Annotated in this window: 18 protein-coding genes and 1 other RNA gene; 10 read left to right on the top strand and 9 right to left on the bottom strand. The window is 36.8% G+C overall.

From position 1 onward, the window contains the following. Nucleotides 1–112: 112 nt before the first annotated feature. From WFY05_RS20885 to WFY05_RS20870, 4 genes are all read right to left on the bottom strand, one after another. Nucleotides 113–1,393 (bottom strand): MFS transporter, encoded by a 1,281-nt coding sequence (locus tag WFY05_RS20885; RefSeq protein WP_340114881.1) that lies wholly within the window; start codon nt 1,391–1,393, stop codon nt 113–115. A 16-nt stretch (nt 1,394–1,409) separates the two neighbouring features. Then, the gene (locus WFY05_RS20880) at nt 1,410–1,562 is read right to left on the bottom strand and encodes a hypothetical protein (protein ID WP_340114880.1); all 153 of its coding nucleotides are present in this window, start codon (nt 1,560–1,562) and stop codon (nt 1,410–1,412) included. Nucleotides 1,563–1,754: 192 nt separating this feature from the next. After that, a complete protein-coding gene (locus tag WFY05_RS20875) occupies nt 1,755–3,044 on the bottom strand; it encodes a galactokinase (RefSeq protein WP_340114879.1) in 1,290 nt (429 codons plus the stop codon). Between the two features lie 86 nt (nt 3,045–3,130). Further along, entirely contained in the window at nt 3,131–4,138 is a 1,008-nt protein-coding gene (locus WFY05_RS20870; protein WP_340114878.1) for a GntR family transcriptional regulator, read from the bottom strand. A gap of 283 nt (nt 4,139–4,421) precedes the next feature. Here WFY05_RS20870 and WFY05_RS20865 point away from each other — a divergent pair, with 283 nt between their 5' ends. The 5 genes from WFY05_RS20865 (at nt 4,422) to ssrA (ending at nt 9,902) form a co-directional block, all read left to right on the top strand. Beyond that, nucleotides 4,422–5,459, top strand: a complete 1,038-nt coding sequence (locus WFY05_RS20865; protein ID WP_340114877.1) for an aldose epimerase family protein — start codon at nt 4,422–4,424, stop codon at nt 5,457–5,459. Between the two features lie 167 nt (nt 5,460–5,626). After that, nucleotides 5,627–7,531, top strand: coding sequence for an AMP-dependent synthetase/ligase (locus WFY05_RS20860; RefSeq protein WP_340114876.1), 1,905 nt, complete (start codon nt 5,627–5,629; stop codon nt 7,529–7,531). Nucleotides 7,532–7,553: 22 nt separating this feature from the next. Continuing rightward, complete coding sequence (locus WFY05_RS20855) at nt 7,554–8,555, top strand: mevalonate kinase family protein (protein ID WP_340114875.1); 1,002 nt, start codon at nt 7,554–7,556, stop codon at nt 8,553–8,555. 2 nt (nt 8,556–8,557) lie between these two features. Then, nucleotides 8,558–9,427 carry a UTP--glucose-1-phosphate uridylyltransferase GalU gene (gene galU, locus WFY05_RS20850; protein WP_340114874.1) on the top strand — a complete coding sequence of 290 codons (870 nt, stop codon included), beginning with the start codon at nt 8,558–8,560 and terminating at the stop codon, nt 9,425–9,427. A gap of 76 nt (nt 9,428–9,503) precedes the next feature. Continuing rightward, nucleotides 9,504–9,902: a transfer-messenger RNA gene (gene ssrA / locus WFY05_RS20845) on the top strand. A 471-nt stretch (nt 9,903–10,373) separates the two neighbouring features. On the opposite strand, the gene WFY05_RS20840 is transcribed toward ssrA, so the two are convergent. Both WFY05_RS20840 and WFY05_RS20835 read right to left on the bottom strand, forming a co-directional pair. After that, entirely contained in the window at nt 10,374–11,477 is a 1,104-nt protein-coding gene (locus WFY05_RS20840; protein WP_340114873.1) for a hypothetical protein, read from the bottom strand. A gap of 83 nt (nt 11,478–11,560) precedes the next feature. After that, the gene (locus WFY05_RS20835) at nt 11,561–12,100 is read right to left on the bottom strand and encodes a hypothetical protein (protein ID WP_340114872.1); all 540 of its coding nucleotides are present in this window, start codon (nt 12,098–12,100) and stop codon (nt 11,561–11,563) included. Between the two features lie 296 nt (nt 12,101–12,396). Between WFY05_RS20835 and WFY05_RS20830 the strand changes: the two genes are divergently transcribed. Next, on the top strand, nt 12,397–12,975 hold the full coding sequence (locus WFY05_RS20830; protein ID WP_340114871.1) for a hypothetical protein: 579 nt from the start codon (nt 12,397–12,399) through the stop codon (nt 12,973–12,975). 129 nt (nt 12,976–13,104) lie between these two features. On the opposite strand, the gene WFY05_RS20825 is transcribed toward WFY05_RS20830, so the two are convergent. From WFY05_RS20825 to WFY05_RS20815, 3 genes are all read right to left on the bottom strand, one after another. Next, nucleotides 13,105–13,350 (bottom strand): hypothetical protein, encoded by a 246-nt coding sequence (locus WFY05_RS20825; protein WP_340114870.1) that lies wholly within the window; start codon nt 13,348–13,350, stop codon nt 13,105–13,107. A gap of 167 nt (nt 13,351–13,517) precedes the next feature. Continuing rightward, nucleotides 13,518–14,762 carry a hypothetical protein gene (locus WFY05_RS20820; protein ID WP_340114869.1) on the bottom strand — a complete coding sequence of 415 codons (1,245 nt, stop codon included), beginning with the start codon at nt 14,760–14,762 and terminating at the stop codon, nt 13,518–13,520. Between the two features lie 20 nt (nt 14,763–14,782). Then, nucleotides 14,783–15,883 (bottom strand): hypothetical protein, encoded by a 1,101-nt coding sequence (locus tag WFY05_RS20815; protein WP_340114868.1) that lies wholly within the window; start codon nt 15,881–15,883, stop codon nt 14,783–14,785. A gap of 432 nt (nt 15,884–16,315) precedes the next feature. Between WFY05_RS20815 and WFY05_RS20810 the strand changes: the two genes are divergently transcribed. From WFY05_RS20810 to WFY05_RS20795, 4 genes are all read left to right on the top strand, one after another. Continuing rightward, nucleotides 16,316–17,083: a hypothetical protein gene (locus WFY05_RS20810; protein WP_340114867.1), complete on the top strand. Its 768-nt coding sequence runs from the start codon at nt 16,316–16,318 to the stop codon at nt 17,081–17,083. Between the two features lie 129 nt (nt 17,084–17,212). Next, a complete protein-coding gene (locus WFY05_RS20805; RefSeq protein ID WP_340114866.1) occupies nt 17,213–17,551 on the top strand; it encodes a hypothetical protein in 339 nt (112 codons plus the stop codon). After that, entirely contained in the window at nt 17,548–18,573 is a 1,026-nt protein-coding gene (locus WFY05_RS20800) for a hypothetical protein (RefSeq protein ID WP_340114865.1), read from the top strand. The genes WFY05_RS20805 and WFY05_RS20800 overlap by 4 nt, the downstream gene beginning before the upstream one ends. A 128-nt stretch (nt 18,574–18,701) precedes the next feature. After that, the gene (locus WFY05_RS20795; protein WP_340114864.1) at nt 18,702–19,253 is read left to right on the top strand and encodes a hypothetical protein; all 552 of its coding nucleotides are present in this window, start codon (nt 18,702–18,704) and stop codon (nt 19,251–19,253) included. Nucleotides 19,254–19,273: the final 20 nt, after the last annotated feature.

Here is a 19,273-nt window from a genome sequence, read left to right as displayed (position 1 = left end):
TCAGTGTGTTACCATAAAAAAAGCCACCCGCCTAATGACGGATGGCTTGCGGGATAATCCCGAATTGATTGTTATCCCAAAAATCGATGGATAACTTTATTTCTTTTGCATATTATGCCTCTTCACGTTTGTGAACTTTACTACCAATGAGGGCATAAAATAGCAGGTACCCCAAACTGAGTAAGATTACCCAGTAACTTGGAAGATAACCGGCGATGTCGGCCACTTTACCCTGAATAAGAGGAAGGATACCTCCTCCAACAACCATGGTCATGAAAATACCTGAAGCAGCGGCCGTGTATTTTCCCAGTCCTTCAACCGCCAGGTTGAAAATACCACCCCACATAATGGAGGTACATAAACCCACTAAAACAAGTAACATGGCATTAATTGGTACTTCAGCCAAACCAAATGAAACTGAACCGGCTGCCGATTTCATGATTACCGGTATCGATACTTCGTTAGCCGGCGATGAAAACATGGCTGCAGCAATTAAAATTATACCTACCAGCGATGTTGCTGTTAACATAAGCTTACTGCTTACTTTACTACCGATGGAAGCTCCAACCAGTCGACCAATTAACATTAAAAACCAATAGGTGCCGGCTACATAACCTGCAGTTGTTTTTCCTACGGGCGAATCGGATAACCAAAAATTAAGAAAACCAGGAACACCAATTTCAACACCTACATATATGAAAATTGCCACTGCTCCAAGTATCAAATGGCGATACTGTAAAGCACCTTTCATCGAATCTTTCAACGAAATTCCTTTGTGTTCGGCATGTGGCTCAGGAATTTTAACTCCCATTAAAACAAAGAATACAAGACCAAAAACGCCCAGTGCAATGTACATTACCGGGAACACGTCGGAGATCTGTGCTTTGGCAGCTTCTCCAATCAAAATACCAACAAATGCAGGAGTAAAAGTGGCCATTACCGAGTTGAATGAACCTCCAACCTGGATCAGCTGATTACCTTTGTTACCTCCACCGCCTAAGGTGTTCAACATTGGATTTACAACCGTGTTAAGCAAGGTCATTGAAAAACCTGCGATCAATGCACCAATAAGATACACAGTAAATGCGATGTTTTGTCCAACATGTCCGGAAAGGTATTGTACTCCAACACCTATAAATCCAACAGCTACAGCAATCAGTGCTGTCTTTTTATAACCAACTCGTTGTAAAAGAAGACCTCCTGGAATACCCATGATCGCATAGGCAATAAAGTTCATCGCATTACCCAACATTCCCTGAAAGTTGGTTGCCCCGAACTGGTCTTTTAATACAATCCCCATTGGTGCAGCCAGATTTGTTACAAATGCGATCATACCAAATAGCAGGATCATCATTATAATGGGCACCGTGTAATTTTGTTTTGTAGATTCCATAATGATTAATATTGATTTAAGTAGTAAATATTTTCGGATTTGAATGTTGACGATCAACCAGTGCTTTTTGTGAAACCAGCCAGCGACTTACAGTTCTCCAACCACTTTTGTTGGTCGGGTAAGCGGAGTTGGAATAGCTGTTTAACAAAGCTTCTAAGTTGAATATCATCAGAAAATTATTTCGTTAATTTAGGTCAGAACCCGGTACGCTGGTCATATTGCAATTTTACGTCCGGAGTTCTGGCCTCCAAAGTTATAATATCGCCTGAATTAGTGATCGACTAACAGCACTTTTTTATTTTTTTAGAATGTTTAAAGATCTAAAGTGCTGAATTATAGTCAATTCGCTGTTTTGATCTCTTTATAAATCAAGTTTTATCGATCCTTTTGAACGGATAAACAGATTGTGGCAAGATCCTTTGCCATAAACATGCTCCAGAGTTTTCACGTATTCATAAATTTTGTTTTGAGGGACAAATGCCTGGATCGTTCCACCAAAACCACCGCCGTGAACACGCCATGCACCACTTCCTTTCAGTACCATTTCGCTGAGTGCAAGCGCCAGTGAAACTACTTGCTCGTCTTTGTGTACTACATCGAAAATATTTTGATTGTACATGTAAGAGCTGTAACCCGATTCAACCACCATTTTAAGGAATGCATCAAAATCGTTATTCTCGAGGGCAGCTACCTGATCGACTACGCGTTGGTTATCACCCTGGAAGTGATAGGCACGAAGAATGGCTCTGTCGCCTGTTTTTTCGCGGATCTCTGGAATCTTTTCTACAATTTGTTCAAGTGTAACTTCGCGTAAAACGTTCGCTCCAAGTTCGGCAGCTACCGACTTCATTTCGGTAGGTAGCGAAGCATATTCAGCTTGCGAGGCAGGATCATCGTGACCTCCGCCAACATCAGTTATTACCAGTGAAAATCCTGTTGAAACAAAGTCGAAATCTACTTCTTTCACAACCGGATTGGCCGGATCTTTAAAATCGATAGTGATCAATCCGCCAACCGAACAAGCGGTTTGGTCCATCAGTCCGCAAGGCTTGCCGAAATAGTTATTTTCCGACCACTGACCGATTATAGCATTCTCGACAGCCGACATTTTGCCATCGTTGAAAATTTCATTAATAATAGCACCAACCAAAACTTCGAAAGATGCAGAAGAACTCAACCCCGATCCTTTTGGCACTCGTCCTTCAATGCAGGCATCGAAACCTCCGATCTGATACCCGTTTTCTTTCATTTTTGCACAAATTCCTTTCACCAACGCTTCCGAGGTATAAAATTTCGATTCGTCGATACTCAGGTCGGTGAGGTCTACCTGGAATTCAGGATAACCGGCCGACTTGATGCGAATGGTGTTGCTTCCGTTTGCTGCAGCAACCGCAATATTATCAAGATTCACCGCCCCTGCCAACACGCGTCCGAAGTTATGGTCGGTGTGGTTTCCGCCAATTTCAGTACGACCGGGAGAGCTAAACAGGTTTACATCGCTGTTTCCGTATGTTTGTTCAAACTCTGCCATCAAATCGGCGTAGCGGTCAGCCTGAGCTTTTAGTACTGCGGCATCGGTTCCGTATAATTCCTGAAAAACGGGATTGTTTCCTCCGTTAATTTTTTCAACTAAGCTTGCAATCTGTGTCATAATATTATCTATTTAGTTTTTGATTAATTTTTATATACTCGCTTTCAAATTATATCTTCTTTTCGAACTGCTCGCATTTCAATTGTTTACAAACTGTTCCTCATTATTAATTTCGAAGGATTTCTTACCTGGCCCTTTTTCTTATTCAAAACCATTTGTGCAAGGGTGCGGCCCATATCGCTAAAATCGGTCGATATGGTTGTAATACCGCCGGCCACTACTTCTTTTAATGTTGTATCGTTAAATGAAACGATACCAAAGCGTTTGCCCAGTTTGTACTTGTATTTTTTTGCCAGTTTTATTACTTCAACCAGTTCGCGGTCGGAAATAATAAAATAGGCTTCATACATCGAAGGATTGGCACTGCTGAGGCTTTTTATCACTTCGAATTCCAAATTATTTTCCAGGCAAAATTTTTCGAAGCCCAAGGTTCTTTCGGATGGTTCTTTACCTCCCGGATTGATAAAAACAAGCTTCCTGTATTTTTTTAGCGTTGCTTTACCTTCGTTCATCGCTTCATACAGATCGTTTTCGAAATCCTGGTAGACCACCGAATAATTTTTTAGCTCTTTTTTCAGCCGGTCGAGAATATAAACCTTGTCGCTCGGCAATTTCGAAATAAGGTGCCCAATGTTATCAAAAGAAGCGGGCATAATAATATACGACGTGTATTTGCCAATGCTTTCAGCAATCAGATTTTTAAATACCTTGTAATTGAAATGGTGGAAAAAAACATCGACATTGGCCTTGCCTTTTAGTTCGCCCACCAAAGCGCTGTACAAATCTTCCTTAAACGCATTTAATTCATCAAACAACACAAATACTTTTTCTTCGAGTTGAATTTCAGTACTGGCGACGTAATAACCTTTTCCGGGTTGACTGAGGATAATTCCTTTTGCCTTGAGTTCGTTGAACGCTACCATTACGGTGTCGCGACTCAAACTAAAATTGGAACAGATTTGATTAATGGAAGGGATTTTATCGCCCTTTTTCAGATAACGTTTATCAATAGCCAAAAAAATCGAATCAATAATCTGACGGTACTTTGGTCGCGATGATTTCGAATCGATATTGATAATACGTTTCTTTGCCATAAATTTGATTTGATGAATGCAAAAATAGTAGAATCCTGGAATAAAAACATGCTTTAAAACACTACCTGTACCTACCAGTTGGTTTTTCTTTTTTTGCATTTTTGTAGAACCTTGATCTTTATGCTGAAACAGCAGGATTCGGGTACGAATAAACAATCGCAAATTTTATTTTACAGCGTCATATTTTTTAGAATATAATTAGCTTACATTTGAGATTTGTATCATATTTGATTTAATGAATAGCGATATATCAAGTTCGAATGAAATAAACAATTTTAATCACATGAAAATTAAATCAGCAACTTTTGGAACACTGGCGGATGGATCGGAAGTAAAACTTTTTACACTCAGCAACGATAACATAACCATAAAAATAAGCAACTACGGTGCGCTTGTAGCCTCGATTGATATGCCCAATAAAAATGGCGGCATCGATAATATTGTCTGTGGTTTCGATAAACTGGATGATTACCTGAGCGATGAATACCTGGGAAGTTACCCGTATTTTGGTGCCATCATCGGTCGTTTTGGAAACCGTATTGCCGGTGGCGATCTGGAGATTGAAGGCAAGAAATATAAAATGGCTATCAATAACGGTCCTAATCACCTGCATGGGGGAAATGTTGGTTTCGACAAAAAAATGTTTGACGCCGAAATTCTTGAAAATGAAACTGAAGTCGGTGTAAAACTGACTTATTTGAGTGTAGACGGAGAGGAAAATTATCCGGGCAATTTGAAAGTGACCTGCATTTATACTTTGAACGAAGAAAACGAACTAGGTATTCAGTATTACGCGGAAACGGATGAAACAACGGTTGTAAACCTTACCAACCACACCTATTTTAACCTTACCGGTTTTAAGGAAAATATATTGAACCACGAGTTGGAACTTACTGCTACAAAAATGACCGAAATGGTTGATCAGATCCCAACAGGAAAAATTGTTCCGGTGGTAGGTACGGATTACGATTTCAACACACCTCGAAAATTTGGTGCTGCCGGGCTGGAGACCGGTTACGACGACAACTATGTTTTCGATAATGAACCTGGTGAACTGGAATATATTGGTGCGCTGTACGAAGAAAAAAGCGGCAGAAAAGTGGAAGTGTATACCACACAACCCGGGATGCAGGTTTATACCGGTTACTGGATTCCTGAACTGGAGATCGACGGCAAGAAAAAATTTGGAAAGTATTCAGGAGTAGCTTTGGAAACACAACATTTCCCCGATTCTGTGCATCACCCGAAATTTCCAACAACGCTGCTTAAACCGGGCGAATTGTATGGCGAGAAAACCGTTTATAAGTTTATAACTGATTAAACTGAAAATGCCCGAAAGGGCATTTTTTATGACCGGACACTTTTACCCGATCTGTTTTTTCAATTTTTAACTTAAGCTGTTTGAATATTTTATTCAAAAAAACGTAAGTTTAACTTGCCAAGTAATTGTCCTTGTGTTTAATTATGAACTAAAACTGAGCAGCTCTTATGAAAACCATTATTGAACTATTCGAAACTGCCGTAGCAAATTACCCCGACAATTTTTACTTATGGGAGAAAACAACTGATAAGTACGTTGGAACTACCTACAAAGAAACTCACGAAAAAGTTTTAGACCTTGCCGCCGGGCTCATTAAAATGGGTTACAAAAAGGGCGAACGCTCGGGTTTGATCGCTGATGGCCGAAACGATTGGATAATCAGTGAACTTGGGATGTTATATGCAGGTGGTACAAATGTACCACTTTCGATACGTTTGCAGAATAATGAACTGGCTTTTCGCTTGCAGCACAGCGGGGCCAAGTATATTTTTGTTTCTGCTCAGCATGCTCATAAGGTTGAAGCTATTCGCAGTGAACTTCCCGATCTTGAGAAAGTGATCTACCTCGACGGCAAAGATAATCCCGGAGAAAATGATCTCGATTACCGTGAACTGCTCAAAGAGGGCGCCAAATACCGGAAGGAAAATCCTGAAAAAGTGGAGGCAGTTTGGAAAGCAGTTCAACCCAACGATGTCGCTAATATTTCGTACACATCGGGCACCACAGCAGATCCTAAAGGAATTATGTTGTCGCACCTGAATTACGCAGCCAATGTTGTTCAGTCGAACTCGTTGATGCACCTGAAAACGGACTGGATCACGCTGGCGATTCTTCCATGGGATCACGCATTTGCACATACTACTTGTCTTTATGTTTTTATGTACAAGGGAGCCAGTATCGCATCGGTTGAGGTGGGGAAGACACCGCTTGAAACACTTAAAAATATCCCAAAAAATATTCAGGAAATTAAGCCATCGCTGATGATGAGTGTGCCAGCCTACTCCAAAACATTCAGAAAAAACATAGAAGCCGGAATACGTAAAAAAGGAAAAACACTGTTCAGTCTGTACAAATTTGCGTTGAAGGTGGCATACGCACATAATGGATACGGTAATAACCGCGGAAAAGGATTTCGCTTTTTCCTGAAGCCGCTCTATTGGATTTTTGATACGATCCTGTTCAAGAAAATTCGTGAGGGTTTTGGAGGAAACATGGAATTCTTTATCGGTGGAGGAGCTTTACTCGATGTTGAATTGCAGAAATATTTCTATGCCATTGGTATGCCCATCTGCCAGGGTTACGGTTTAACGGAAGCATCACCGGTTATTTCTTCGAATGTACCTCACGATGTTAAATTTGGTTCGTCGGGGAAACTGGTAAAAGACCTCGAATTGAAAATTTTGGATGAGGATGGCAAAGAGCTTTCTACCGGACAAAAGGGCGAGATTGTAATTAAAGGCGACAATGTAATGCTCGGCTACTGGAATAATCCTGATGCCACGGCCGAAACTTTAAAAAATGGCTGGTTACATACCGGCGATATGGGCTACATGGGTGAAGATGGATTCCTTTATGTGCTCGGGCGGTTTAAAAGTTTACTGATCGGAAACGACGGTGAAAAATACAGCCCTGAAGGAATCGAGGAAGCCATGGTCGATCAGTCTCCTTTTATGCAGCAGGTAATGCTATACAACAACCAGAATCCTTACACCGTTGGAATGGTAGTTCCGGATATGGAAGCAATAAACCGCGAGTTGAAAAACCGAGGCATCGAAAAGGGAACACCTGAAGGCGATAGTGCATCCATTGAAATTATAAAGCAGGAGATTCAGGAATATAAAAAAGGCGGAAAATTTGAAGGGATGTTTCCTGAGCGCTGGCTGCCTGCCACAGTAGCTATTTTGCCTTATGCATTTACTGCCGATAATAAAATGTTGAATGCTACCATGAAAATGGTGCGAGGAAAGGTAACTGAAGGATTTGCCAAAGAACTCGAGTTCCTGTATACACCGGCGGCAAAAAATATTGAAAATGATATGAATTTATCGGCCATAAAAGCGTGGAATAAATAACTTTGCCGGCAAAAAGCAGAAAATGATTATTGAAACCCAGTCCTATCCGAGGGCAGCCGTAATTGGAAATCCGTCGGATGGATATTTTGGAAAAACCATAGCCTTCTTGTTTTCAAATTTCAAGGCAAGTGTTCAGTTGTACCATTCTCCCGAGCTGAAGATCTACCCGCAGGGAATGGATATTACTTCGTTTGACAGTATCAAACATTTAGTCGATAATGTGAACCTGAAAGGATATTACGGCGGAATTCGTTTACTGAAAGGTACGATCAAAGTTTTTTACGAATACTGCCAGCGAAAAGACATCAAATTGGATAAACGCAATTTTACAATCCGTTACCACTCAAATATTCCTTTACGTTTGGGGCTGGCAGGATCAAGTGCCATCATCACTTCATGTATGAAGGCATTGATGTCGTTTTATGGTGTTGAAATTCCAAAGGCAATTATGGCTAACCTGGTATTAAGTGTTGAAACCGAAGAACTAGGAATTGCAGCCGGATTGCAAGACAGGGTGGCACAGGCATTTGAAAAACCTGTTTTGATGGATTTCAATAAAACCACAATGGAAAAGCAAGGTTACGGAAATTACGAAGTGCTAAAAGCCGAAAGTTTTAAAAATATGTACATCGCCTTCAGGAAAAATCTTTCGGAAGGTACCGAGGTGGTGCACAACAACCTGCGAGCACGTTATAACATCGGCGAAAAAGTGGTATTGGAAGCCATGGATAAATGGATCAGCCTGACCGATTCTTATTGTGCGGCCTTGCATAACAACGATCAACAGGCCATTCACGATCTTATCAACCAGAATTTTGATCTTCGCCGGAGTCTGGTTCCAATTTCAAGTGGTAATATCGAAATGGTTGAAACCGCGCGCTCGGTTGGTGCTTCAGCAAAATTCACAGGTTCAGGTGGTGCAATTATCGGAACTTATACCGATGAAACCATGTTCCGCAAACTCACCAATGCACTGGCCAAAAAAGAAATAGAAGTGATAAAACCGAAGATAGTTAACAAGTAAAAATGGTTAAGAAAGCAGTAATTCCTGCAGCAGGTTATGGCACCCGGTTTTTACCGGCCACCAAATCGTCGCCAAAGGAAATGATTCCGATTATAGATACACCCGTGATTCAATATGTGGTGGAAGAAGCAGTTGAAAGTGGAATAACCGATATTCTGATGATCATCGGGAAAGGGAAACGCGCGATTGAGGAGCACTTTGACAGGAGTCCCATTCTGGAGGAGACTTTGGAAAAAAAGAATAACCTCGAAATGCTTGAAAAAATCAAAGCGATCTCAGAAATGGCCAACATTCATTTTGTGTGGCAAAAAGAAATGAATGGCCTTGGTGATGCCATCCTGCATGCCAAACATCATGTTGGGAACGAACCATTTGTGATTCTTCTTGGCGACACCCTGGTTCAAAGCGAGAACGGGCCGGTGACTAAACAACTAATCGATGTTTATAAGCAGCAAAAAGGATCGGTAATTGCTTTGGAAGAAGTTAAACCCGAATTGGTTAGTCGCTACGGAGTAGTTGATGGTGATGCGGTTTCGGAGAATGTGATTCGTGCCAAAAACTGGATCGAAAAACCATCTTTTGAAGAAGCACCTTCGAATCTTGCGGTGGCGAGTCGCTATCTTTTTACCCCTGAAATATTTAGTTACCTCGAAACTACGGAGCCGGGAAAAAACAACGAAATTCAGTTAACCGATGCCATGCGCGAAATGGTGAAGAATCATCCGATGTTCGGATTGAAGTTCAAGGGCAAACGTTACGATATTGGAAACAAACTGGGATTTCTGAAAACCAATATCGAATTTGGCCTGAACGACCCTGAAATTGGCGACGAACTAAAAGGCTGGTTGAAAGAATTTGCCGGCGAACTTTGAAACACACCTATCAGCGAATACGTTGAAAGGATGTAGAGAACAAATAGATTTTCTTATATTTGCGGCACTTTTCTATGGGGCTGACTGGTTTTGACAGCGGGTAGAAGAGGCAAGTAAGCATGCAGGGTTTTGGTTGTTGACCCTTATAAATAATGATCAAACCATAATTGGCGAAAATAATTACGCTCTTGCTGCGTAACCGAATTATAGTAGGTTAACTGCTTAATTCCGGCACAAGGTGCCGGGACAAGACATCGCCCGGATGCTAATGCTTTGAAGCGGTCCGAATCGGCGGTGCAAAAAAATCGAAGCTAGCGGAAATGAAGCTCCGGCGTTTCTGCGAATTTAAAGGAGTTAAGGCAGTAGTTGGTGGCTTTGATCCGGCTGCTGTTCGAAAATCAAGTCAGAGATAAGCATGTAGAAAGCTTGTAGCTTCCTCGTTTGGACGCGGGTTCGACTCCCGCCAGCTCCACTTTTAAATAATGCAAATTATTGATAGCGAATATTTTAGAATTATTCGCTATTTGTTTTAGTCAGCATATAGCCAACAATCTCAAAATTCCTCAATTTTCGTGTGTTTTCAGTATTCCCTATCTTTGTATAGTAATGCGTTGCCGTATTACAACATTTGAACACTTTGGGAGGCCTGAACAACCTCCCTTTGTTTTGTCCAAACATTCGCGTGTTTCTTATATCTTCTTATTTGCTAACCATACACACGATTAAACAGTTAAACTCACTTTCCGAGTAACAATATACCAGAGAGGAAAGAAAGTGCCAATTTGCTTAATATGGGAGGCAATGACGAGTTGTGTCGCTTTGGTACAGGAAATTGAGAAAAGTCCAGAAAGCAAGGTATAGCCCGGTCTCGCAGTTCGAGTTTCCTTTTTTGGTTGGTTGCTCAGAAATGGGGGTAGTTGGTGTAAGTGTCTATTTGTTTTTTCTCTTATTTCAAATCTCTTGGAATATCGGGTCTGCCGAATGGTGGCCAACTATTATTATCGTTTTGTATATAATAAACATTACCTGTTCTTGTGTCAATAATTTGATTCTCATCAAACCTTTGATATCTACCATTTTGTGATTGCGTTTTTAAGTAACTTCCCATCATTATTAAAAATATGACGATCACTATTAAGATAGAAAGTTTAAACCACTCTGATTTTAGCTTTAAAATGAATTTTCTTCCGATACAATTAGCAAATGCCTTGTCGTTCAAGATCTCAGAATGTTTGCGTGAATGAACGAAATGATAAAAAATAAAAATTAGTGGCAAGAAAATTAATATAACATAGGGTTGTTCACCTTCTATTCCTATGGCAATCGCCCCTAGAATTAACCAGCAAAGGATAAAAATTCCAATTCCCCAGGAAGTGAGTTTTGAAGGTATTTTTTTTAAAACAAGTTGACGAACCAAAAGAACTAGAGAAAAAACCCCAAAAATTGATAGAAGAACATATAGAGAATCAAAAAGATAATAATCCACAGCGTTAAATATACCCACATCTATTATCTCAAATACAGTAACTCCTATAGCCGCAATTGATAATAAAAAGGAAAGTACAAATAAAATTTTGCTTAAGAATTTTCTTGAATCCCCTTTGGAGTTTTTCTTATGGAGTAAATGATCTAAATAGTCTTCAGAGATTTTTTTCCCTGAACGATGAACAATATTCAAAATTCGTCCCTTCTCCTTGTTTTTGCTTATTCCAGATCCTCGATAATGAGATATTAAATTTTCAAAAATAAATTCAACATCTTCAGTTTCAACATTAATTTCTTGTCCTTCATCCAATTCAATTTCACTAAGTGCCTCAATAGTTAATCCCTCAATTTCTTCCACATTGTCGTTGTAACCGTCAGGATATCCAATAACTTCGTAAAGTAATTCAATTGGGACATTGTGCTTATTCGTTATTTCTTTTAATTTTTTAACAATCTGGATGTGGGACAATCCTTGCGCTTCAAGTTTTTTATAAACGTTAGTAAGGGTGTCTATTGCGTTTAGTCGCTTTTCTAAATTTGTCCAATCGTCAGGTTCAGTATTCACAGTTAGCTTTTGTATTATTTTTTTTCAGTTTCTATTTGAGTTGTAAATAGTAAAAAGTGAATTGTTTTTCTTGGAATAGAATTTTATAGTATAACCATATCAACAATTTCACCACTTCCAATAAAGTCATTTGTGGTTTCATGCCTAAGATATATATCATCACCTTCTAATTCCACTTTTGATTCGAATATTATTTTTTTTATCTCTCGAATTTTAACGACAATAAATCCCCGATGGAATCTTGCTTCATTTAGTTTGTCTTTCATGTTAAGGAATAATTTGTCACTTATTTGTAATTTCAAGTAAGTGCGAGGAATAATCATTGCTTCAATAAATAGGTAATTTTGATTGTTTTCCTTAAATATGTCTACTATGTCGAAATAGGTTATTAAATGATTTGATTCGTCAATAATATCCTGAAACTGAATACTATAATTAAATCGTAAGGTATCCCATGAATAACTAATATTGTATTTCTGGGTTAAATCATTTTTTACAGATTCTCTTCTAGCTTTCTGTTGTTCAAAAACTAATTCTTCTTTCGATTTTTTTTCGTCACAACTACATAAAACAAACAGTATTGCTAATATTACGAAGACAATTCTTAGCGTGTGGTTGATCATTGATTTTTGTTAGTGGCATGAGTACCAATTGGTGAACTAAAGTTATAAATGATAACCGACAAATACAACCCAATTAAACAATAAAAACAGCTCGCCTGAGGCGTTTACGTCCGATTCTCAGCACTTTCTCCTTTGTAAGGTGTAATGTGCCCATTTAAAATAAAAGTTCCTCTATCAGACTTTAGACTTTGGCAACATTACTTTTCTGAAGGTATTTCTTGCTTGGAAATGAAACAAATAATAAATTTGAAACTGAACATATAATTTAATTCTCTCAACTTTAAGCACGAACCTAAATGAGCAAATTTGTTAAAATCATCCCTATTCTAATAGTAGTAGGAATTTTGTTTTTCATTCTTAAGCCCAAATCATCGAACATAGAAAGCACTGAATCACAGAGCAATATATCCAATAATAATGTCGAGGTCAAGGTTGACAGTTCTCAGTTGCAAATTGCTAGCCTGATTACAAGGTTCAATTGTGACACAACAAGCCTTGGAGATATTATGGATTTTACCTATAAAGCAAGTGAACAGATGTCTAAAGATGATACCAGATTGTTTACCGTATTGCTAACAGATATTTTCGTCTCCCAAAATGACAGCATTTATGTTATTTCAGGTAGTAATTTTGATTATGCTTTATTCAAAGCAGGCTGTGAATTTACTTTACAAAAGAGATTGCTGGACTTGTCTTTGAAAAAGATAGATTTAGTATACTGTGTAGTGAATAATCCTCGATTGGTACGAATTAGAAACTACGAGGTTGAGGTTGACCAATTTTACGACGAAAATTCAGAGATATCAATTGAATCTGCACCGTCATTCAAAATCAAAGGGGAATGTATTCATCTGGAACGTGTAATTCATAATTAAAACATGCTGTACAACATATTTTGACCCGTGAGAGGCTTTGTTTTTTTCAGGTGGACAATTGTTCATCTGAACAGAGAAAGAGCTGAGAAACCGAGCTACAGACCTCACACAGCCAATTGGGGACTACTTTTATTCACCTGATATAGCAAACATTCCCTGAGAGATATCGTTCGTCCGGATTAGGCGCAAACCATATAATTGAAACGGCATTCCTTTGGCAGGAACCATATCTGCTTCGGTCATCTCTTTCAAAAGTAGAGGCATGTCGGCATCACAGATAATTACATATGTTGCAATGTGATTTTCGCGTGAATTAAAGCTATCAATCTCTTTTCGAATACTCTTTAACATGCTGTGGTTACCGAAGTATCTCATTTAATATTGAACTTAAAATTTTTTTATTGAATAACGATTAGTATAAGAATAGTAGCCGACTGCGTTGCACTTTCCTGTCAAGTTTCAAGAAAGTTACAGCCGGCTACAAACCTTTAATTTACTGCTATCTCGTCTATTATTTTTATACTGTGTTGTAGCCAGTTATTTTAGAATAATCCAATTACTTTTTCAGCAACTCCAACTAATGATGTAATACTAGGAAGAACTGAAATTAAACCATTCCAATATTGCTCAAGTTTTGATTTTTCTGGTTTTTCCTTTTCTATTTCTTCACTAAAATTATTGAAAAGAGAAACCGCAGCAACATTCCCAGATTCATTAACCTTTTCAGCAATCATTTTAATAGCATTAGCTGTTTCTTCATCAGCTACTGACTTAACTTTGTTAAATGCATTATCTACAACTGACTTATTAATAATTGTAGAATTCGAGATATTTTCAAATTTGTCTCCCATGGTAATATTATTTATAATTTGAGTTCTTAATTCATCTGTATATTCTCCTTTTTCGGAAAAACCTCTCGATAAAGAATTTATGTATTGCTCGACTTTTCCTTCCTTATCTAATTCCACAAAGTCTTCCTCAAACAATTCAATTTGAGATGAGATTTTAGATATACTTTCTGTAGTATTTTCAGGAAGAATTCTTCTTTGAAATTCAGATGGAATCCAATTGTTTAAGGGTGAGTTGGGATTAAAGGCAGTTAGTATAGTGGGAATCTGAATCGAGCGAACAATCCCAAGCTTATATGATTCCTTTGGTGAAATATTGTCTAATAAACAGATAGCAACATAAGAATCTGAAATTCGAAAATGATCCAGACCATAAAGAAGTGTATTTTCGCTATTATCAACTTCAAAATCAATGATTTTATATCCTAAACTACTTATCATCTCCTTTGTGCCAATTAATAAATCTTTCTTGCTAGATTCAAAACCAATCAAAAGAGCTGATTTTTGCTGAGTTAAATGCTGGTATTTGGGTATCGTTTTCGAACCAATGTAGGTTTTGAATATTTCCAAAGCGTGCAAATGCTCAAAGTATTCTCTGACAAATGATTTAGACGAGAATCTCTTTCTTAAAATAAAATTCGGTAATATATTATCAGGTAAAGAATCTTCAATAAAAGCAAGAACTGGTTTTCGTGCTCTTATTGCGATATCAATTTCGTATCTTATGTATGGAGAAATGCCCCCATCTCTATTAGTTACAATTGCTATTAAACCCACCGTATGTTTTAGATGTTTTTCTAGCTTAGCAGAATTCACATCTCCCGATGGAGGGTCAAGGCTGGGAATAAATCCAAATTGTTTTATTAAAAGACCAAAATATTGATTGAAAGAAGCCTCTCTTTCTCTATAACCATGTGAATAATATATTGGCAAATTCATCTTATTTTACTTATTAAGTTCTAATCAGGTTTATTATTTGATCTGTTAACTATTGTTGATCCTGAAATATTTTGAAATTTATCACCTAAAACATTTTCATTGATAGTAATATTTAAATCCTTTCCATATCTTTTTAAAGTTTCTATCGATATTCTTCCATTCATAATGTCATTTAGTTTGAAATCTACATTAGAAAAATGTTCATATATCTCATCAAAATCTCCCGTTATAATTGTTTTGTCTGATTCTGAATATCTTTTTGCATAATCGTTTAGCCATTCAACAGCAATTTTAAGGTTATCATCTTTTGGATCAGGATTAAATGAACAGAAAGAAAAAGATTTTAAATAAGGATTATATGGATTAGCAAAAGATATGGCTATGCTTGATAAAATCTCTGATTCCTTTGAGATGAGTTTGAACTTAAAGTCCTTAACATAGAAGCAATAACGTGGAATAACTGGATCAAATTCAATTAAGGAAGCTTCTTTTGGTAGAATTGAAATACTACCAATAATATCAGCTATGATTCCGTAATTTCCTTTGAAATACTTAATTAATTCTTTGTAGACATCTTCCTCAAAAACTAAGGGTATTCCTTCATGACTTATGCCACTAGAAGTAGCTCCTAAAAAGAAAGTTTTTTTATTATTTATATTTTTTGAAGCTAATCTAATTGAGCCATATCCTCCTAAAATCATCCCCTCTTTTCCTGTTGGAGCTAATTCTATAGGAGTCATGTCTTTATATTTTAAGTTCCCTGCATATTGCTCGTATCCAGTAAATACAGTGTCCTTAAATCTTGCAACATGCTTCATCCCCCATTCTCTTTTTTCTTTTGCTATTTTTGTATGGTATTTGCCAGGGGAGGAAGGTAGCCATTCAGTTATATGAAACTTATTTAACATTAAAGTTTGACTCTCATCTACTCTTTTTGCTATAACTGAATCCCAAAATTCTTTATTTGTTTTAAAACGAAGATCAGGCAAGTTTGAACTTTTGTTTTGAATAACGCTATTATACAATTGTGACTCTAGCACCTCGGCTAAAATGTTAACTAATTCATCCCTTTCATAAATATGTTCTATCCCACCTTTTGATAAAAATGAATTTTTTTTCATTTGGTATATCTTTTTTATTATTGGCTACAACGTGTGTGGAATCCAAAACTTTGGGTTATTTCTCTATTACCACTTTGGATTATAACGCCAATCTGAGTGTACAATCCAAGTTTTTCACTAAAGTAGTTCATCCAGCGGATTTTTGATAGAATAAGTTTTGCTCATTCATCTGGTTAAAAGGCAATCAGCCTTGACTTTTAAATATACGAATATTCGAGAGCAGAAGCCAACTCTAAAATCAATTTATCGCCTCCCTTATCGACCATTTACAGACTTTCTCCGTTCAGACTACACATAGCACCACCCAAGCTATAAATACCGTATTTTAGACTTTTAGATAAATATATGTTCAGCATATTTCTTTTTGAATAGTAATTCTTGAAACATAATGTGGTTGCAAACGTATTCAAGAATTAATAAAACCAAACAATCATGAAGGACTATGAATACCTAGACAAAGGCCTGTCAGATAAAGGCTTGAAAGAATATTATGGATGGATACTTATTTTAGTTGCGGCCATAATAGGTTCTGTTCTTTACGCAAACAAAATGTTTACGCTGGTTGATGTGAATGAAGATTTAGCAAAACTTAGTGGTGATATTTTTCTGAAGTATATTTTTATTGTAGTAGCTGTTGAACGGGCTGCTGCTGTATTTGTCGGAATGTTGAGAAGCCAAAACAAAACAGATTGGTCTGTTAGAATTCGCAGAATAAACGAGATCCTACAGAAGGATGATCCTTCCATCGAACTTCTCAAACAGGTTTATGCTAGGGAACGACGTCTTACTTCAAAATTAGAGGAGAAAGAAGTTATTGGCAAGATAGATGACGTTCCAAAGAATGGTGGTATACAAGACTATGTTGGATTCCTTACCTCTGTAAAATATGCCTATGAATTTCAAAGAGCACGCTACGATTCAGTAAGTAGTAAATATGTAGCCAGAACCGTCTTTTTCGTTGGTATTGTGTTAGCCACTTTTGGAATCAGTCTATTCCAAGATTTATTGCAAAATATGAATTTGGTTTCCGCAATGGATGAAGAGCTTAAAAAAAATATGCTACTAGAGAATGGCCTAGCCTGGCAATCTGGTTTATTGAGGTTTGCTGACATACTTGTAACCGGTGGTTTGCTTGGAGGTGGGAGTGCCGCACTTAACTCAATTGCTAACAAGGTATCTGAATTTCTAAACAAACAATAAAAGCTTACACAAATTTAAATATGCTCTTTTATCGCCATAAAGATTGTCTTATTTCATTCACATCGACAATTTAGCTAATGCACAAATAGATGCTCGAAACGAATTTATATAACCCAAAAATATAGAACAATGACTAAACTAGTTAAAATCGGTGATAAAATTCCAGTCACAGTAATTCTGGAATTCGAAGGTACTGTGCGAAATCATGCAATTTTAGTTGAGAATCAACTTATTCCAACTATTAATAACGAACGAAAAGATTTTGAAATTACTTTAGATGGGGACCCTATGCAAATACTAGCTCGATTCAAAGGTGTCAGAGGTAGCAAAATATCTAAATTTGAGATTTCTATAAATAATAAGACAGGTGTAAAATTCTCTGATTTAAAGTTTAAACTCGAAGAAATTGAAATAAAATTACCTGTTAAATACTCAAAATTTGATTTAATAGAAACATCGGAAACATGAAAAAATACGTTTTCCCAATATTATTCTTTGGGATGTTCTGGAATACTAGTTTTTCACAATCAATTGTTTCGAATTCTGAAAGTAATAGTGGTATTCTTGTTGGCTCTGATACAGACTTTGTTGGTATTGGATTTAAAAATGAAAGCAGTGAATTTTTATTTAATTATAAATTCTCAAAACAGGATGACACCATAAAATCAAATAAAGACTATCCTGATTTTTGGGGATTAAATATTGGTTCTTCAATTCAAGCTGACAAATTTAAAGCGAACCTTGTTTCTGATGAGAAATGGAATGCTGGTGTGGGATTTGATTTAACAATATTTAGAACATGGGATAATAGCTCAAAATCAAAGGAAATAACAGAAGCAGGTGGTATTACTCATCGTCAAATTGGAAAAGCAACTCAGAGAACTTTATATCTCGTTATTAATGATGCGTTCAAACGAGTACATACAATGCAATTATCTGAATACAATATCGACACTACATATGCAAGTTTTGGAGAACCAATGCAAAATATTCTAACGATTACGCCTGGATTCTACTCTATGACTCAATGGAAATCTAAGTGTTTTTTTTCATGGGCAATATCTGCAAATTTAAAAATTAACAATAACAGTATAACACGATTGACAAAAACTAATGTTCTGCCTGTAAGTGATATAATTTATCATGCCAAAGATTCTACTATTCTTGAGTTAGTTGGAACACAAAAAACCTACTACTCTGGAGTTCCTGATAAAGAGTTTTCATTTATTCCACGTGCGGATTTATTTTTAAGATTCGATATAGGTGATAAGAAACCTGTACTAGGAATTTTGTTTGCATATTCTCCTATTGTAAGTTCCCTGTCAGATATAAAATCTAGAAATAATTTTGCTTTTGGACCAACATTCGGATTAGATAGTTTCCCTGACCAAGTGCTATTTTCAGTTATAAATCAGTTTAACCAAGATAAAGATGGTGATTACAAATATTCTTTAGTTTTTCAAGCGACAATCCCAATTAAATTTGAATAAAACACATCTTGATTCGAATGAGTTATTGTGCTCGATTAGGTTCGATATCCTGTATGGTTTTAAATCTGGTTAGCGTTAATTCTACCAATAATTGAACATATTCAAATTAACTTAATACTTAATAGATTATGAAAAGACTATTACTGCAACTCACTATTTTTTTAGCAATTATTCTCGCATTCGATTATTTTGTGGTTGACAACATCAAATACCTAAAATATTTGAGTGTAATACAATTTGGATTCGAATTAAATACAGTAGCAAAAACCGTAAAATTGGAAGGTTTGGTTTTGTTTATCAACCTTGGAACATTATTGCTTCTTGGAGGATTCTTAACTACTGCTCTAAGTAAAATTAATCATTCTGGATTGAAGATGATTGATTCTTTTGCATCCTTTTACAATTTCTTCGTCGCTATTATAGTATTCAATTTTGTTGGTGGTGTTGCATATTATATTTGTAGTTTAATACCTTGGATATCTGCTATTAATGATTTTCTTAGTGAACTATTGCTAGTTCGCATGTATATCAATTTCCCTCTTCTCGAGAATTTTGATTATTCAAATGCCTATATGAACTTTTCTTTTACTAATTTACTGGGACTTTTATTACTGTTTTCAAAACATTTCAAGAAGGCGTTGAATCAGTTTTTTCAGATAATGCAAAAAATAGAAGAATAATCAATACCCTTTAAAACAAA

The sequence above is a fragment of the Maribellus mangrovi genome (genome assembly GCF_037646455.1).
Taxonomy (GTDB): domain Bacteria; phylum Bacteroidota; class Bacteroidia; order Bacteroidales; family Prolixibacteraceae; genus Draconibacterium; species Draconibacterium mangrovi_A.
This window is presented reverse-complemented; position numbering and strand designations above follow the sequence as displayed.

What these genes read in the sequence shown, in the direction of transcription:
- WFY05_RS20885 (WP_340114881.1), bottom strand. Translation starts at nt 1,393, where the DNA reads ATGGAATCTACAAAACAAAATTACACGGTGCCCATTATAATGATGATC.
- WFY05_RS20880 (WP_340114880.1), bottom strand. Translation starts at nt 1,562, where the DNA reads ATGATATTCAACTTAGAAGCTTTGTTAAACAGCTATTCCAACTCCGCT.
- WFY05_RS20875 (WP_340114879.1), bottom strand. Translation starts at nt 3,044, where the DNA reads ATGACACAGATTGCAAGCTTAGTTGAAAAAATTAACGGAGGAAACAAT.
- WFY05_RS20870 (WP_340114878.1), bottom strand. Translation starts at nt 4,138, where the DNA reads ATGGCAAAGAAACGTATTATCAATATCGATTCGAAATCATCGCGACCA.
- WFY05_RS20865 (WP_340114877.1), top strand. Translation starts at nt 4,422, where the DNA reads ATGAAAATTAAATCAGCAACTTTTGGAACACTGGCGGATGGATCGGAA.
- WFY05_RS20860 (WP_340114876.1), top strand. Translation starts at nt 5,627, where the DNA reads ATGAAAACCATTATTGAACTATTCGAAACTGCCGTAGCAAATTACCCC.
- WFY05_RS20855 (WP_340114875.1), top strand. Translation starts at nt 7,554, where the DNA reads ATGATTATTGAAACCCAGTCCTATCCGAGGGCAGCCGTAATTGGAAAT.
- galU (WP_340114874.1), top strand. Translation starts at nt 8,558, where the DNA reads ATGGTTAAGAAAGCAGTAATTCCTGCAGCAGGTTATGGCACCCGGTTT.
- WFY05_RS20835 (WP_340114872.1), bottom strand. Translation starts at nt 12,100, where the DNA reads ATGATCAACCACACGCTAAGAATTGTCTTCGTAATATTAGCAATACTG.
- WFY05_RS20830 (WP_340114871.1), top strand. Translation starts at nt 12,397, where the DNA reads ATGAGCAAATTTGTTAAAATCATCCCTATTCTAATAGTAGTAGGAATT.
- WFY05_RS20825 (WP_340114870.1), bottom strand. Translation starts at nt 13,350, where the DNA reads ATGAGATACTTCGGTAACCACAGCATGTTAAAGAGTATTCGAAAAGAG.
- WFY05_RS20820 (WP_340114869.1), bottom strand. Translation starts at nt 14,762, where the DNA reads ATGAATTTGCCAATATATTATTCACATGGTTATAGAGAAAGAGAGGCT.
- WFY05_RS20815 (WP_340114868.1), bottom strand. Translation starts at nt 15,883, where the DNA reads ATGAAAAAAAATTCATTTTTATCAAAAGGTGGGATAGAACATATTTAT.
- WFY05_RS20810 (WP_340114867.1), top strand. Translation starts at nt 16,316, where the DNA reads ATGAAGGACTATGAATACCTAGACAAAGGCCTGTCAGATAAAGGCTTG.
- WFY05_RS20805 (WP_340114866.1), top strand. Translation starts at nt 17,213, where the DNA reads ATGACTAAACTAGTTAAAATCGGTGATAAAATTCCAGTCACAGTAATT.
- WFY05_RS20800 (WP_340114865.1), top strand. Translation starts at nt 17,548, where the DNA reads ATGAAAAAATACGTTTTCCCAATATTATTCTTTGGGATGTTCTGGAAT.
- WFY05_RS20795 (WP_340114864.1), top strand. Translation starts at nt 18,702, where the DNA reads ATGAAAAGACTATTACTGCAACTCACTATTTTTTTAGCAATTATTCTC.